At 70.0% G+C, this 16,383-nt stretch carries 9 protein-coding genes, 1 tRNA gene and 1 pseudogene; 6 read left to right on the forward strand and 5 right to left on the reverse strand.

Annotated elements, in window-relative coordinates; all coding sequences use genetic code 11:
- From ACFYXB_RS18820 to ACFYXB_RS18835, 4 genes and pseudogenes are all read right to left on the reverse strand, one after another.
- Nucleotides 1-724, reverse strand: a pseudogene (locus ACFYXB_RS18820) (collagen-like protein); the annotation flags it as partial.
- 898 nt (nt 725-1,622) lie between these two features.
- A complete protein-coding gene (locus ACFYXB_RS18825; RefSeq protein WP_389583500.1) occupies nt 1,623-2,735 on the reverse strand; it encodes a glycosyltransferase in 1,113 nt (370 codons plus the stop codon).
- A 90-nt stretch (nt 2,736-2,825) separates the two neighbouring features.
- The gene (locus ACFYXB_RS18830) at nt 2,826-4,262 is read right to left on the reverse strand and encodes a DUF2079 domain-containing protein (RefSeq protein WP_389583501.1); all 1,437 of its coding nucleotides are present in this window, start codon (nt 4,260-4,262) and stop codon (nt 2,826-2,828) included.
- Nucleotides 4,263-4,582: 320 nt separating this feature from the next.
- Nucleotides 4,583-7,282, reverse strand: a complete 2,700-nt coding sequence (locus ACFYXB_RS18835) for a SpoIIE family protein phosphatase (protein ID WP_389583503.1) — start codon at nt 7,280-7,282, stop codon at nt 4,583-4,585.
- 190 nt (nt 7,283-7,472) lie between these two features.
- On the opposite strand from ACFYXB_RS18835, the gene ACFYXB_RS18840 reads away from it, so the two are divergent.
- The 4 genes from ACFYXB_RS18840 to ACFYXB_RS18855 all read left to right on the forward strand — a co-directional run bounded on the left by ACFYXB_RS18840 (nt 7,473) and on the right by ACFYXB_RS18855 (nt 11,886).
- Complete coding sequence (locus ACFYXB_RS18840; RefSeq protein WP_389583506.1) at nt 7,473-10,004, forward strand: hypothetical protein; 2,532 nt, start codon at nt 7,473-7,475, stop codon at nt 10,002-10,004.
- A gap of 29 nt (nt 10,005-10,033) precedes the next feature.
- Nucleotides 10,034-10,363, forward strand: a complete 330-nt coding sequence (locus tag ACFYXB_RS18845; RefSeq protein WP_389583509.1) for a hypothetical protein — start codon at nt 10,034-10,036, stop codon at nt 10,361-10,363.
- 183 nt (nt 10,364-10,546) lie between these two features.
- Nucleotides 10,547-10,807 carry a hypothetical protein gene (locus ACFYXB_RS18850; RefSeq protein WP_389583512.1) on the forward strand — a complete coding sequence of 87 codons (261 nt, stop codon included), beginning with the start codon at nt 10,547-10,549 and terminating at the stop codon, nt 10,805-10,807.
- Nucleotides 10,808-11,043: 236 nt separating this feature from the next.
- The gene (locus ACFYXB_RS18855; RefSeq protein ID WP_351361725.1) at nt 11,044-11,886 is read left to right on the forward strand and encodes an FkbM family methyltransferase; all 843 of its coding nucleotides are present in this window, start codon (nt 11,044-11,046) and stop codon (nt 11,884-11,886) included.
- A 391-nt stretch (nt 11,887-12,277) separates the two neighbouring features.
- Here ACFYXB_RS18855 and ACFYXB_RS18860 read toward each other — a convergent pair.
- A tRNA-Arg gene (locus tag ACFYXB_RS18860) sits at nt 12,278-12,353 on the reverse strand.
- 320 nt (nt 12,354-12,673) lie between these two features.
- On the opposite strand from ACFYXB_RS18860, the gene ACFYXB_RS18865 reads away from it, so the two are divergent.
- Together ACFYXB_RS18865 and ACFYXB_RS18870 are read left to right on the forward strand one after the other, a co-directional pair.
- Nucleotides 12,674-14,281 (forward strand): dynamin family protein, encoded by a 1,608-nt coding sequence (locus ACFYXB_RS18865; RefSeq protein WP_389583516.1) that lies wholly within the window; start codon nt 12,674-12,676, stop codon nt 14,279-14,281.
- A gap of 3 nt (nt 14,282-14,284) precedes the next feature.
- Nucleotides 14,285-16,258 (forward strand): GTPase, encoded by a 1,974-nt coding sequence (locus ACFYXB_RS18870; protein WP_389583518.1) that lies wholly within the window; start codon nt 14,285-14,287, stop codon nt 16,256-16,258.
- Nucleotides 16,259-16,383: the final 125 nt, after the last annotated feature.

The raw sequence follows: 16,383 nt of genomic DNA on the forward strand, positions 1-16,383 counted from the left end.
AGCCGTCGGCGCCTTCGATACCTTGCGGGCCGGTCGGGCCGGTGGCGCCGTCGACGCCGTTGGTGCCGTTGAGCCCCTGCGGGCCGGTCGCGCCGGTCGGGCCGGTAAGGCCGTCGATGCCGTTGGTGCCGTTGAGTCCCTGCGGGCCGGTGGGGCCGGTGGCGCCGTCGGTGCCGTTGGTGCCGTTGAGCCCGTTGAGTCCCTGCGGGCCGATGGGCCCGGTCGGGCCGAGGCCACCGGTGGCGCCGGTGGCGCCGAAGCCGTCGGCGCCTTCGATACCCTGCGGGCCGGTGGGCCCGGTCGGGCCGAGGCCACCGGTGGCGCCGGTGGCGCCGAAGCCGTCGGCGCCTTCGATACCCTGCGGGCCGGTGGGCCCGGTCGCACCCGTGGCACCGTTGAGACCGTTCTGGCCGTTCTGACCGTTCTGGCCCGTGGGTCCGGTGGGGCCGGTGGCGCCGAAGCCGTCGGCGCCCTCGGCGCCGTCGGCGCCCTGCGGGCCGGTGGGTCCGGTCAGGCCGTTCTGGCCCGTGGGTCCGGTGGGGCCGGTGGCGCCGAAGCCGTCGGCGCCCTCGGCGCCGTCGGCGCCCTGCGGGCCGGTGGGTCCGGTCGGACCGGTGGGCCCGGGCTCCTCCGCCCGAAGCTCCTTGTGATTCGCTTTCGCCCCGGCCCGCAGAGCGATCTGACCTGCGTGCGAGTTGGCGGCCTGACCCTGGGCGTACTGCACTTGCGCCGCAACCGGGCCGCACAAGCCCAAGGTAAGCCCAAGGCTCACAGCCCCGAGAACCAGCGATGGCGCGCCACCGGCCTTAACAGCTCCATGCACCAAAACCCACCATGCCTTTCATGACAAAACTGTGCGAGATGAGGTGGGACCAGAAAACTGCATATGACGCTTACAAATCCAGGCAAACTGATCGTAATAGGCTGAAAGCAGCACGTATATCGCTCAGAAAGCCCGCATTAATCAGCTAATAACCGATGTAATATGACACATCCGTTCCCCATGGCGGCGCGCCTCGAATGCGGATTTCTTCAGCATTTCGTCGGCCTCGCCCATGAGGAGTGATCGGTCCGCGAAAATTACGGAATTCATCGAAGCGCGGCCCTGTCCGACGATGGAGCACCAGGAGACATCGCTCGTGCAGGTCAGGGGAGTGCGACCGCGGGTCGAGCATCAGCGGCGCAAGGAGCCGGGGTCGCATCCGACGGAGGTCCGCCCCAGCGCTCGGCTGCTCATGCGGCGTGTTCGCCGCAGGGCATACGGACGGTGCGGCGCTGTTGATCGCGCGCGGATGGAGGCGCGCCACGACCTGTTGCGACTCAATCCGGCGACACGCGTGCCGACTCGGGTCGTACCTGTGATGGCCGGCCGCCCAATCCCGCGGTGTGAAGGTCCCGCCCTCCGCCACCGTGGCGGATGTGCGGGCCGAAGCCCGGGCGCCGCGTCCACGCGCTCGTCCCTGCCCGGGCCCGGAAACCCGCGTACCAAGGCCCCCTGCCTGCTTCGTTCGGTCTTCACTGCGGCCGGCCCGGCACGACAACCCCCGTTCGCGGCGGGCCGGGCGGCCTTGGTGATCCCGGATTCGGCGCACGGGCCGGCGAGGGCCTCGGCCGTCGGTGTGTCAGCGGGACGGCGTGCCCTTCTGGCGCCGCTTGCCCTTGCCGCCCTTGAGGCTGTTGCTCGGCACCGGGATCGTGGCGAGCCTGCGCACGGCGAACTCGCGGTTGACGAGGGTCTGTTCGCGGTGGGCCGGGGGCAGGTCGGGCATGGAGAGCAGGCGCTCGCACGCCCGGAGCGAGCCCCTGAAGTCGCCGACCCAGTACGCCGTGATCGAGAACTCGGACAGCAGGCCCCAGCGGTAGACCCATGGCTGGGTGAACAGGATGTCGCCCGGCTGTTCCTTGCCCAGGCCGGCGACGACGATCGCGTGAGCCATGTGGTGGTGGCCCATGCCGCGTAGCCGCGAGGCCAGCTCGTAACACGCTTCGAGCCGTTGCGGACGCGCCTCCCAGGCTCGGGTCAGAGCATCCATCCCCGTCGGCCAGTCACCGGAATCGGCGTGCAGGATGCCGACTTGGAGCAGGGAGTAGTAGACCTCCTCCGCCCAGCCGCCCATCGCCGCGCGGTGTTCGTACAGCCTGATCGCCTCGGCGGTGTTGCCCATGTCGCGCATGGTCTGGGCCAGGTAGAAGACCGTGCGGGTGTTGCTGGGGTCGCGGTCCATTTCGGCGCTGAGCAGGCGCGCGTCGCGCTCGAACTTGTCGTGTCGCGAGCCGCCGTCCGCGTGGTCCTCGATGACCAGTGCATCGAGATTCTCCTGTTTCTCGTGCCCGTTGGCGGTGAGGAATTCGTGGGTGACGCCCACGTATCGCCACGGGAGGTCACCGCGCACCAGGCGCCTGATCCGATATTCGGTGGCGCCCTCGTGCCGGAGCATGTACGCGTCGGCGGTCAGCCGGTGAAGAGAACCGTCTTGCCTGACGACGTGGTCCGCGTCGAGGAGCAGCAGATAGTCGGCCCTGCCGCGGGCATGCTGGATGTTCAGGGTGCGATTGTGCCCGAAATTGACCCAGGGTTCCTCGTGGAGCTCGCCCGGGATTCCGTCGAGGGCACGGCAAATCAATTGCTGGGTTCCGTCGGTCGATCCCGTGTCCGAGATCACCCAGGTGTCCACCAGATCACGGACGGACGCAAGGCATCGCTCGATGACGCCTGCCTCATTCTTGACAATCATGCAAAGGCAGATGGAGGGCTTCACGGCAGCACCACGCTCCCAACTCTTTTCCGGTGCGGATTCATTGACCAGAACGTGCCCACGGCGAAATCAGCCCTTGTGCTTGGAGGCGTCCAAGTCATCGGAGAGCGGTTCGCGGTCGGGCCGGTGCAGCAGGACGAAGCCGTCACGATCGGCCACGGTGCGGTAGCCCTTGTACAGGGCCAGGGTCAGCATGGCCCGTTCCGATTCGTAGGTCAGCGGCCACCGCCAGCCTTGTGGCACCCATGTGTCCACCATGATCCACTGAGGAGAGGGACGGCTGACCGGGTAGCCGTAGAGGCTGACGCTCGTGCGGTTGGTGAGCTGCGGGACCAGGTACGTGGATGCCTGGACCGTGGCGTCGTCCGGGATCTTCTTCATCAGGCTGTGGGCGACGGCGACGCGTGGGTCCGTCCGCCAGGTGGCCGGACTGAGGAGCTGCCAGAAAGGAAAGTTCGGCAGGATCAGGAGGCTGACCGCGGCCGTGGCGGCGAGGTACCGCTTCAGCCCGGCGGGCCGCGTGCCCCGTTGGACCAGGGCGTCGACGAAGGCGGCGAAGACGATCGGCATCAGGACCAGCGAGTAGTGGTAGCCGGTGCCCCAGTGGACGTAATTGTTCGAGAAGAAGCGCCAGACGAGCGTCGGGAGGGCGGCCCACAGCAGTGGCGACCGCACGGCCAGGAACAAGGTCGGAGCCAGCGTGAGCATGAGAGTCGACACCTTGGTCTGCGGGACGACGAGGCCCACCGTGCTCCTGGACAGCAGGTCCAGCACGCCGGTGCCGGCACCCGCACCCGCACCCGCACCCGCACCCGAAGCACCCGAACTGCCTGCGGGGTTGTCCGCCAGGAACCAATAGGCGAACGAACCGCTCGGGTTGAAGGCAGGCAGGATCACCAGCAGGGCCAGCAACGTCCCGGCCAGACCGAGCCCCGCGGTCACGAATCCGAGCTTGCGGGACCCGCGCCAGGCGATGACCAGTCCAATCACGGCGACCGTGAGCCCGAGATCCTCCTTCACGAGCAGCAGCGGCAACGCCCAGTACGCGGCAGCGGTCAGTCGACCGTTGCCGAGAGCGGTGAGGGAGAACGCGAGCAGCGGGGCGGCGAAGGCGACTTCGTGGAAGTCGAAGCCGACAGCGCTCGCGATGCCCCAGGAGAGCCCATAGCAGCCACCGATCACCGCGCCCGCCGGCGAACCCAGGGATCGGCGCGCCCAGAGCGTCAGCGGGACCACGCTCAGGGCGATCAGCGCGGCCTGTACCACGAGCAGAGTTCCCGCTGAACGGTGCAGCGCGTAGAAGGGCGCGACGAGAGCGAGGATGGGAGAGAAGTGATCCCCCAGGATGGGGAAGTCGGGCCCCTTCAATTCGGAGACGGGCAGATGCCCGTCCGCGTACGAGCGGACGACCTGTTCGAAGATTCCCAGGTCATAGCTGTTGGAGAGCATCCGGTGATGGATGCGCAGTGACAACGCCGCGTAGACGAAGAAAAGCACCACGGCCATGGCCCAGACCCACCATGGACCGTCGAACCGGTTGTTGCGCGTCGGTTCGCTCTCGATTTTTCTGTCGAGGGCTGATTGTTGTGAGGGGAGGCTCGTGCCGAGGCTGGTGGACGGGACTTGCAAGGGGGGACCTCCCGGAATTCCGACTTGTGGTCCTCAAGATGCCAGCAATGCATGACGCCGTGCTCTCGACCAAACGCAGGTGCGGCCATAATCCACCGAACGGCGGAATTCGGCGCGTCGAGATGCCGTATTTCAGATCATTGAACAATGAGCTCTTTCGGTGTTGCGGCCGTCGCGTACGTGTCCTCGAGGAAGGCCTAGAAAAGCTCCGTGAAGTCGGGCAGCCCGGTGCTCTCCGTCAGCGCCAGTTCGGCCCAGATCACCTTGCCGTGGGGGGTGTAGCGGGTGCCCCAGCGCTCGGTCATCCGGGCCACCAGGAACAGGCCGCGGCCGCCCTCGTCGGTCGTCGCGGCGTAGCGCAGGTGCGGCGAGGTGCTGCTGCCGTCCGCCACCTCGCAGATCAGGGTGCGGTCGTGGATCAGCCGGACGTGGATCGGCTCGGAGCCGTGGCGGATGGCGTTGGTGACGAGTTCGCTCAGGACGAGTTCCATGCTGAAGGCCGGTTCGATCAGGCCCCACTCGTCGAGTTTCGCGGAGGCGGCCTCGCGCAGCCTGGCCACGGCCGCCGGATCGGAGGGCACGTCCCAGTCGGCGATCCGGTCGGGCGGCAGCGGCCGGGTTCGGGCGATGAGCAGCGCCACGTCGTCCTTGGGCCGCTCCGGCAGCAGCTCGTCCAGTACGGCCTGGCAGCTCTCCTCGGGCGAGCGGTCGGGGTGGCCGGCGAGCGCCGCGGCCAGCAGGTCCATGCCCACGTCCAGATCGCGCCGGCGGTCCTCGATGAGGCCGTCGGTGTACAGGACGAGCTGGGTGCCGGCGGCCAGGTCCAGGTGCGCCGTCTGGAACGGCATGCCGCCGATGCCGAGCGGTGGCCCGGCGGCCAGGTCGGGGAAGGTGACGGTGCCGTCGGGGTGGACCAGCGCGGGCGCGAGATGACCCGCGCGCGCCATCGCGCAGTGCCGCGTCACGGGGTCGTAGATCGCGTACAGACAGGTGGCGCCCACGATGCCCGTGGGGGACTCGTCCTGGTCGATACGGGCCACCAGATCGTCGAGATGGCTCAGCAGTTCGTCCGGGGGCAGGTCGAGCGTGGTGAAGTTGTCCACCGCGGTGCGCAGCCGACCCATGGTGGCGGCGGCGTGCAGCCCGTGGCCCACCACGTCGCCGACGGCCAGCGCCACCCGGCTGCCGGGCAGCGGGATCACGTCGAACCAGTCCCCGCTCACCCCCGACTGGGCGGGCAGATAGCGGTAGCCGACCTCGAGGGCGCTCAGCTCGGGCAGGGCGCGCGGCAACAGGCTGCGCTGCAGGGTGACCGCCACGGCGTGCTCGCGCGTGTACCGGCGGGCGTTGTCGATGCTGACCGCCGCCCGGGTCACCAGCTCCTCGGCCAGCGACAGCTCCTCCTCGTCGAAGGCCTCGTGCTCCTTGCAGCGCCACAGGTTGGCCATGCCCAGCACGGTGCCGCGGGCCCGGATCGGTACGGCGATCAACGAGTGGATGCCGTAGTCCAGGACGGCCCGGGTGAGCGCGGGGTCCTGCTCGTGCCAGCCGATGTCGGTCGACAGATCGGTGACCAGCTCCGCGCGGCCGGTGCTGTAGCCGCGGGCCTGCGGGGCGGAGGACACGAAGTCGATCAGGCTGCCCTTCTCGTACAGCGGGGCGTCGTCGCGGACGCCCTCCACGGCGATACGGCGCAGGCCCGTCGCCGTGGGACCCGGTTCCTCGCCGTGCAGTACGGCGTCGGCGATGTCCACGGTGACGAAGTCGGCGAACCGCGGCACGACCACCCGCGCCAGCTCGTCGGCCGTACGAGTGACATCCAGGGTGGTGCCGACGCCCAGCCCGGCGTCGTACAGCAGCTTGAGCCGCTCCCGGGCCAGTTCGGCTCCGCCGGAGACCTTCTGCAGCTCGGTGGAGTCCCGCAGCGTCATCACGGTCCCGCGGGGACCGCCGTCGCGGTCGGTGGGCCGCTGGTTGACCGCGAGCAGGCGTTCCCCGGAGAACATCACCTCGTCGGTGGCCTCGCGTCCGGAGACGAGCAGCGCCATGATCTCCGGGTCCAGGCCCGGCAGCTCGCCGACGGGCCGGCCCTCGGCGTCCCTGGGGAGGTCCAGCAGCCGTCTGGCCTCGTCGTTCGCGAGCAGCAGGAGCCGTCTGTCGCCGCCGACGATGAGCACTCCCTCGCGTACGGCGTGCAGCACCGCGTCGTGGTGTTCGTACATGCGGGACATCTCGTCCGGGGCCAGGCTGTGGGTCTGCCGGCGCAGCCGTCGGCCCACCAGCGCCGTCCCGCCCGTGGCCACCAGCAGGACGGCGAGACCGGTGCCCAGGATGATCGGCAGTTGCTTGACCACCCGTCCGGTCACGTTCTTGACCTTCATCCCGGCGGAGACGAGGGCCGTCACCTTGCCGGAGGAGTCCCTTATGGGGACGGTTGCCTGCACCTCGTGGCCCAGCGGGCCGTGGACGCTCTCGGTGTAGACCTGCCCGTGCAGCGACGGCTCGATCCGGCCGACAAAACGCTTGCCGATACGGCTGGGAATGGGGTGCGTGTAGCGGATGCCCTTGGTGTCCATGACGACGATGAAGTCGACCCCGGCGGCCTTGCGGCTCGCCTCGGTCAGCGGCTGGAGCACCTTCGACGGGTCGGGGGTCTGGAGCGCGGCCACGACGCCGGGGGAGTGGGCGAAGGTCTGCGCCACCGCGATGGAGCGGCGCTTGGCCTCGGCGCTGGTGTCCCACTCGGCCTGCAGCAGGAGGGCGATGACGGTGAACGCCACGAGCAGCACCACGAGCACCGCCTGGAGCAGAAAGACCTGCCCAGCGACGCTGCGGGGGCTCTTGCCGATCAGTGACCGCGGATATAGGCGCCTAAAACGGGTGAAAAATCCCGCCATCCATCCTTTGTAGCATCAATGGCTTGCCGGAGGATGTCGGCCCGAAGTGCGGCCCCCTAGAGTGAGCTGATCAACTCCTGTGACCGGATGGCCAGGGAGTGATTCTCAAGGGGTAGGGACAAAGGGGGGACTGATGTCCGGATTTTCGCGCAGACGTGTCCGAAGATCGTTCGGGGTGGGTTTGTGCGCGGTGGCGTTGGCGGCCTCGTCGCAGGCCGCGGGCGTCGCGACGGCATCGGACGGAGCACATGCCGCGGGACGAACGGTCGGAACGGTCTCCACCGCGACCGACCCCGCACACCATGACGCGCCGAGCGCCCGGTTGGGGGACGGCGGGCGCGTCGAACTCGTCGGCGGACGTGACGTCCGTGTCACGCAACAGCCCAAGGGCGCAGGAGCTCGGGCGCCGCGCTACGCCGTCGCCGCCACGAACGGCACGGTGACCGTGCGGCCGGCAGGGCCGCGCATGACGGACCGTACGGCCGCGAGCCTCCCGCTGACCTCGACGGGCACCGACGGCACACGCTCGCGGAGCGGTCTGACGGCGATGAACGCCACGTCGACCTACGCGGTGAAGCTGAACATCACGCACGCCGACGTGCAGAGCAAGTACTTCTACGTCTGGAACCGCTCGACCTGGGTGTCGTACCTGGTCGACAGCGATGCCCTCGGCCCCACGGCGACCGTGAAACTGCCGCCGGGCGACTACTTCTCGGTGGCGCTGCACATGGACTGGCGACAGCCGAGCTATCTGCTCACCCGTACCTTCACGGTCGGTTCGGCCGCCATGACCGTCACCTTCGACCAGAGTGCGGCCAAGGAGACCGCGATCCGCACCGACGACACCACGGCCACCCGGCAGGACTCCGCCGTGTGGATCAGCGTCCCGGGCGGTGACATGGCGGGCTTCGCCGGCGGGGGCTCCGGCAAGGTGTACGTCAACCCGTTCACGATGAAGGGCGTCTCGCTGCGCGTCCACGACGTGCTCGGGAAGAAGGGCGCCTCGGCGAGCGTGCCGAGCCTCTACCGCTACGACCTCACGCACAGCTTCACCACCACGGTGCCCGCCTCGCCGGTCGCGACGGTCCGTACCTCGGCGCTGGCGAAAACCGTCACCCGGGTCGACGCACCGGGCACCCGTACGACCGCGTCCCTGGGGACCGTCCCGGACTTCGGCGAGTGGACGGGCGTCTACATCGGCGGCCCGGTGCCGGTGGCCGGCTCCGTCACCGAGTACGTCACCCCTGGTGTCAGGTACGGGCGGTTCCTGGATTACGGCACCAGCGATTCGAACCTGATCCTGCCCGACCGCACCCTGCCCGCCGGGACCGGCGCGGGCGAGGTCCTGGGCGCGGCCCCGCTGCAGCCGATGCGCGGGCCGTCGCTCGGTTCGCAGTGGTACAACGGCAAGGCTTCGCTGTTCGAGGCGCACACCTTCGGAGACACCGCGGGCCACACCGGCCACGACTTCCGGGCGACGTACGCGTACAGGCTGACCGGCGCCGACGGCGTCACCTACGCCCAGGCGTCGGGCCTGGACGCGTCCCACTCCCTGACGTCGTCGACCGTGCCGACGGCACCGCAGACGTACACCCTCGACCAGACCGTCCACCGCCACGTCCCGTACGCCCGGCTGTCCACGGACGTGCACAACGAGTGGACCTTCCGGTCGGGCTACGCGGGCAGCGGCAAGGAACTCCCGCTGATCGACACCCAGTTGAAGGTCTCGGGGCTCGACGGGATGGGCCGTGCGGCCGCCGGGCCGGTCCGGATCGACGCAAGCGCCACCACCCGCGCCACGGACGCGGCTCAGGCGAACACCAGGATCACGGGCCTGGCGTACTCGACGGACGACGGCGCCACCTGGGCCGATCTCCCCGTCGCGGCCGACGGTTCGGCGTCGCTGGACGTCCCCGCCACCGCCTCCTTCGTCTCCCTGCGCGTCACCGCGGCCGACGACCAGGGCGGCAGCCTCGTGCGCACCATCGGGCGGGCTTTCGCGGGGCCGGCCCCGCAGGGCGACGAGAGGGTTGGCCCCACCAGCATCTCGAACATCTCCGTAAACGGCGGCAAGCCGGTGGAGCTGACGGACCAGCCGCTCCAGGAGTTCAAGGCGAAGTTCACCGCGACCGATCCGTCGGGGGTCGCGCACGGCGACATGTACCTCTACCGGGGTTCGTACGACGCCCCCGACGCCGTCCTCTACAGCCCCTGGCCGGCGACCTGCACCAAGGTCGACGCGACCACCTCGACCTGCGAGACACACTTCGCGTACATCGAGCCGCGCCAGACCCTCGGCCGCAACGCCTTCGCCGGTACATGGAAGGCGGCGGCCTGGGCCGAGTCGGCGGACGGCACGGGGCACGTCGATCTGCACGCCGCCAAGTCGCTCTCCCTGCTGCGCGACGCGACCCTGTCGGCCAACGCATCCCCCGAGCCGGTGACCAAGGGCAGGACGCTCACCATCACCGGAAAGCTCTCCCGCGCGGACTGGGAGACGCTCGGCGGCTATCACGGATACACCGGTCAGAAGGTGAAGCTCCAGTTCCGCAAGAAGGGTGCGACCACGTACGCGACCGTGAAGACGGTGACGACGAACAGCACCGGCAACCTGAAGACCACGGTGACGGCAGCCACGGACGGCTACTGGCGCTACAGCTTCCCGGGCACCTCCACCACGGCTGCGGTCAGCGCGGGTGGGGACTTCGTCGACGTGCGCTGACGTCGCGAACGACACGGGGCCCCGGCTCGATGGCCGGGGCCCTGCGGCACAGCTGCCGTCACCGGCTGTGTGACACGATCGGCGCCGACTTGCTGGGGGCCGGGGAGGACAGGGCCCTCGACTGCGCGACGAGCGCGCGCGAGGCCTACACCGCCTCTCCGGACTTCGACACCGCCGAGATGCACACGGCCGGGGTACCCGCGGCGGAGGCCCTCCTGGGCCTGGAACGTCGCGAGGAGGCGGCCCAGGAGGCCCGCCGCACCATCATGACCCTCACGGAACTGTTCAGCGCCGAGCATGCGTGCGTCCGCGACGCCCGAGAACTGCTGGAGCGGGCGGAAAGCGCCGCGGCGTCCTGAGCCCGCAGGCCGCAGTTGAGCATTCGTACTCTGGTGGTCGGCCCGCTCGCTTCACAGACTCGGGGCATGAGCAGTCACGAAAACCGCGGCGCCGGGGCTGACCGGCGATCATGGACTGGGCCAACGGCGCACATCGGGGCGGTCGCTCTTCTCATCCTGCTCTTGGTGCCACTGTGGACGGCCATGGCCGAAGTCACTCCGATCGTGCTGGTCACCCTGCCCGTGGTCATGCTCTACGCCACGGTCTGGGCGATAGTCGTACTCTCGCGGGCCTTCCGCCGGACATCGCCTCTGTATGCGGATCGGCACCGCAGGCAGTGGGTGCGCGTCGCGCAGTGGGTGGCCGGAATCGTGTGCGCGGCTGATGCGGTCTTCACGATCTTCGTGCTGTGGGTCGCCTATGTTTGGGCATACGGCGACCCGTGGAGCGGTTCCCAATTCTGAACGGAAGACTCCAGCTCGGCTGAACAGGAGCACCCCCAGCCACACGCGCTGCGTACACCGGGCGGTCCGGCAGGCGCGGGCAGGGCAGGATGCCGTTAGCCGCTGAGCAAATGAGGGGTGAATTCAAGGGGACTCGAAAGGGTCGCTCAACGAAAGGCCAGCTCACATACGCCCGTGAGCTGGCCTTTTTATTCCAAAGCCTGTGACAACCTCTGACCACGGTTTAGCATCGCTTGATGCGCATCCCCCAGCTCGAAGAAGCCAATGCCCGCATGCTCGCCCAGGCGCCATCGGTTCGGCCGGTCTCCGCAAGCGACATCATCCGTACCCACCGCAAGAAGTTCCCATACCGGGGCTTCGCCGAGATCGACTCCCCGTACTGCCCGCCGTTCGTCATGTTCTGCGTGAACGATGACGCGGTCGCCCTGGACACCCTGTGGAACGGGCGGTTCGGCTACGAGCCGGGCAGCCTCGCCACCTGGGCCAGACTCGCCGCGAGAAGCACGACGATCGCCGATGTCGGCGCGCACGTCGGGTACTTCTCCCTGATCGCCGCACTCGCGAACCCGAAGGCGAAGGTCCACGCGTTCGAGCCGGTGGACCAGATCCACGCCCGGCTCTCGGTGAACGTCCGGTCGAACAACGTCCAGAACGTCAGGCTCTACCAGGCGGGCGTGTCCAGCGAGCCGGGTTGGGCGGACATCAGCGTCCGCTTCTCCGGGAACCTCCTTTCGACGGGGTCGACCCTGGAGCACGTCGCCACCGACGCCGAGCTCAAGCGCATCCGACTCCGGACGCTCGACGAGGTGTTCGCCGACACCAAGCTGGACCTCGTCAAGATCGACGTGGAGGGCCACGAGTCGTCGGTCCTGCAAGGGGCCCGGCAGGTGCTGAAGCGCGACCGGCCGACCGTACTGCTGGAGGCGCTGGTGGACGCGCCCCTGGACACGGTCCTCGCCGAGTTCGAACCGCTCGGCTACGACTCCCACTGGGTCGCCGAACTCGACGGCACGCTCGTACCCTCGCGCGCACCCCGGCCGCCCAAGACGCGGAATCTGCTCTTCACGCCGAAGGACTAGGCGCGTGTGACGCCGGCGAGCGCCGTTCCGTGCGCGATCGGGCACGCCGTGGGGGAACCTTCCAGGACGGCGCGTGGGACCGCATCCCGCGTGCCGTCCGGGCGAAGAAGCTTCCCAGTGTCCGGGCTGGGCAAGGTGGCAGTGTGCCAGGCGCTTCGCCTGACGGAGTCCGGTAGCTGAGCCACGCCGTCCTCGATGATCCATCCGACCCGTTCATACAGGTCAGCGACCCAGGGCGGCTTCGCCGCCCGCCGTGGGGCGGGTAAATGGGCACATCGAACGCCCCGTAGCCCTTGATCAACACCGCGCCGCGGGGTGGCACCGTAGGAGGCGAGGTCAGCTAGCTGCGGTTTTGCCCACGCTGGTTCGTATTTGCGCGTCAGAGACCTAGTGGTGCCCCCGGCAGGACTCGAACCTGCGGCCAAGCGCTTAGAAGGCGCCTGCTCTATCCACTGAGCTACGGGGGCCGGGTGTGTGGCCTCGTTCGTGGTGCCCGGGTGTGGGCCGATCCGTGACGTTGCCGGGGACAAGGATAGGGCTCCCGAATCCTTGACCCTGTTGCTTCGCCTCCGTGGCTCGATGTGGAGGTTCGGTGAAGCGGTCCTGATAATCGCAGGCAGGTACGAATTGTGCACCGCTTTTGGCGTCTGTCGCACCGGGTGTTGTGCACTCGTTATGCCTGCGCTGTGCCCGCGTCCCAGTCGCCCCTTCCATCCGTTCTGTTCCGTCGGCGCGCAGACAACTCCATATGCTTCAGAAATCCCCTAAAATTGGGCATTCTTCGCATGTGGTGACCTTGGACGTACGGCCTCAGCTGCTCGACACACTCTCCGCCCTGCGCGACCGTGTCGCCGCCGCACGCTTCCCGCTGCCCCTGGCGGGGGCCCCACGCGCGCGTGCCAACCGCGACGAACTGCTTGCCCAACTCGACGACTACTTGGTGCCCCGGCTGCGAGAACCCGAAGCACCGCTGCTCACCGTCGTGGGCGGTTCCACGGGAGCGGGCAAGTCGACGCTCGTCAACTCCCTCGTCGGGCGGCGGGTCAGCGAGGCGGGCGTGCTGCGCCCGACGACCCGCACACCGGTGCTGGTATGCCATCCGGAGGACCATCACTGGTTCAGCGGGATGAGAGTGCTGCCCGACCTCACGCGCGTGTGGGTGCCCCAGCAGGAGCCCGGGGACGAAACCCGCCTCCCCGGCGAGGACCCCGCGCGCGTGCTCAGGATCGAGACTGCCGAGAGCCTCCCGCGCGGGCTCGCCCTGCTCGACGCGCCCGACATCGACTCCCTGGTCGCCGAGAACCGGATCCTCGCCGCCGAACTGCTCTGCGCGGCCGACATCTGGATCATGGTGACCACGGCCGCCCGCTACGCCGACGCCGTGCCCTGGCACCTGCTGCGCACCGCCAAGGAGTACGACGCCACCCTGGTGACCGTCCTCGACCGGGTGCCGCACCAGGTCGTGTCCGAGGTCTCGCGGCAGTACGGCGCCCTGCTCACCAAGGCCGGACTCGGCGCGGTACCCCGGTTCACCGTGCCCGAACTGCCCGAGTCGGCCTGGGGCGGCGGCCTGCTGCCCGCCACCGCGGTGGCCCCGCTGCGCACCTGGCTCGTACATCAGGTACAGGAGCCGGCGGCCCGCCAGCACGTCATGGCGCGCACGGCGTACGGCGTCCTCGACTCACTGAAGTCACGGATGCCCGAGCTGGCCAGTGCCGCCGCCGCCCAGTACGCGGCCGCGCTGCGGCTGACCTCCGCCGTCGACGGGGCGTACGACAGCGAGCACGCGCGCGTGAAGGCACGGCTGAACGGTGGGGCCGTCCTCGCCGGGGACGCCCTCAAGCGGTGGCGGGCCTTCCCCCTGGACTGCAGCGCGGGCGAACTGCTAGACGCGCTCGTGGGCAGCCTCGCCGCGCTCCTGCTGTGCGCCGTCACCGCCGCCGACGAACGCATCGACGGAGCCTGGCGGCGGGAGCCGGCCGCGGGGGCCCCGGGACTGGTGGACCGGGACCCGTCCCTCGAGAGCGCCGAGCACCGGATCGGCCTCGCCGTACGGCGCTGGCGGCGCGAGCTGGAGGAGTACGCCGAGGACGAGGTCCGCGCGCTGGACCGCAGCGTCGCGCCCGACCCCGAGGTGGTCGCCGCCCTGGTCGCCACCGCGCTGCTGGGCGGCCGCCGGGCCCGTTCCGCCGGTGAGGGGCTCGCCGAGCGGATCGGGGCGCACGGGGCGCTGCGGCTGCGCGACCGTGCCGGGCGGCTGCTCGCCGAACACCTGGACCGCGTGATGCACGCCGAACGCGAGCGCAGGCTCGCCCCGCTCGACGCGCTCGACGTCCGGCCCGAACCACAGGCCGAACTCATCGCCGCGCTGTCCGTACTGCAGAAGGAGAGGTGACCTGTGACCGCCGTCACTGACCAGGACCACACGGATCACGCCGATCACTCCGGGGACGGGTCCTCCCCGGAGGGCGGTGCGCGTACCGAGGAGCGAGGGGGCGCCGGACGCGTCGAGGACAGCGGGAACACCGGCTCCGGGGCGGAGGGCTCCGAGACGGGGCGCGCTGGAGTGAGCCGTACCGGGGATGACGATCGCGAGAGTGGGGGAAACGCGGAGCGGCACGCGCGTGTGCCCGACGAGGACGGCGAGGCGGACCCCACGGATTCCACGGACGTGTGGGACGACGGGCTCATCGCCCGTCGGGTGAACGAGGGCGACGAGGCCGCGCAGATCGCCGCCGTGGAAATGCACAGGTCGGCCGTACAGAAGGCAACCACCCTGGCGTACGACGGCCCCCTGCGCTCCCGCCTCGACGCGCTGCGCGAACTCGTCGGGCTCTCCCGCACCCGGCTCGACAGCCGCACGCTGGCCGAGGCGGGCCGGGTCCTCGACGAGGCCGCGGCCCGGCGCAAGCTCTCCGGTCAGCACACCGTGGTCGCCATCGCGGGCGCCACCGGAAGCGGCAAGTCCCAGCTCTTCAACACCCTGGCCGGAGTGGCCATTTCGGAGACGGGAGTACGGCGCCCGACCACCGCCTCCCCCATCGCCTGCACCTGGAGCGACGGCGCGGCGCTCCTCATCGACCGGCTCGGCATCCCCGGCCGGCTGCGTCGACGCCCGCTGCAGAGCCCCGAGGCGGAGGCGCAACTGCGCGGGCTCGTCCTCATCGACCTGCCCGACCACGACTCGGCGGCCGTGGCGCACCGCGAGCAGGTGGACCGCGTTCTGAAGCTCGTCGACGCGGTCATCTGGGTCGTCGACCCCGAGAAGTACGCCGATGCCGTCCTCCACGAGCGCTATCTGCGGCCCCTGGCGGGCCACGCCGAGGTCATGTTCGTGGTCCTCAACCAGGTCGACCGGCTGCCCGGAGAGGCCGCCGACCAGGTTCTCGACGATCTGCGCAGACTGCTCGACGAGGACGGGATCGCCCTCGGGGAGTACGGCGAATCTGGTGCGCGAGTCCTGTCGCTGTCCGCGCTGACCGGCGACGGCGTCCCCGAACTGCGCGAGCTGCTCAGCCAGTTCCTGGATGAGCGCGGCGCGGCGGCCCGCCGTATCTCGGCCGACGTGGACGCTGCCGCGGCCCAGCTGCGGCCCGTCTACGCCACCGGGCGGCGCACCGGGCTCAGCGAGGAGGCGCGGGACGAGTTCTCCGCCCGCCTCGCCGACGCGGTGGGCGCGACGGCCGCGTGCGAGGCCGCCGAACGCGCCTGGCTGCGCAACGCCAACCGGGCCTGCGGCACGCCCTGGCTGCGGCTGTGGCGCTGGTACCAGGACCGGTACGACACCCCCTCGGGACGCTTCCCGGTACGCGCCCACGTGGACGAGGAGGCCACCGCGCGTCAGCGCGTCGAGCAGGCGGTCCGTACGGTGTCCGACCGGGCGTCGGCCGGGTTGCCGGGACCCTGGGCGCAGGCGGTGCGTGAGGCGGCGGTACGCGGGTCGCAGGGGCTGTCCGAGGCGCTGGACGATCTTGCCACGCAGGCCGCGCTCCCGTCGGGACGGCCGCCGCGGCCGGGCTGGTGGCCGGCGGCCGTGCTGGTCCAGGCCTGCATGACGCTCCTTCAGGTCGTGGGCGGGCTCTGGCTGGTGGGGCAGATCGTCGGCGTCATGGCGCCGAACCTGGGCGTGCCGGTGCTGCTGATGGTGGCCGGCATCGTCGGCGGGCCGCTCGTGGAATGGGGCTGCCGGATGGCGGCACGCGGGCCGGCACGGCGGTACGGCCTGGAGGCGGAACGGCGATTGCGGGAGGCGGCGGCGGGCTGTGGCCGGGCCAGGGTGCTCGATCCGCTGGCCGCGGAGCTGTTGCGGTACCAGGAGGTGCGGGAGCAGTACGTGCGGGTGACCACCAGAGCGGGGGCGGAAGTGGGGTAGCCCAACGGGGCCGGGGTCACCCGTGCGGGTGGCGGAGTTTTCCACAGACGGCCGGTGGTCCACAGCGCTCAGCGGGCCCGGCCCGGCGGAGGCAGTCTGGCTTCGCGGCGATCGCGACGAACGCG

The sequence above is a fragment of the Streptomyces sp. NPDC002619 genome (assembly GCF_042889305.1).
In the GTDB taxonomy this organism is placed as follows: Bacteria; Actinomycetota; Actinomycetes; order Streptomycetales; family Streptomycetaceae; genus Streptomyces.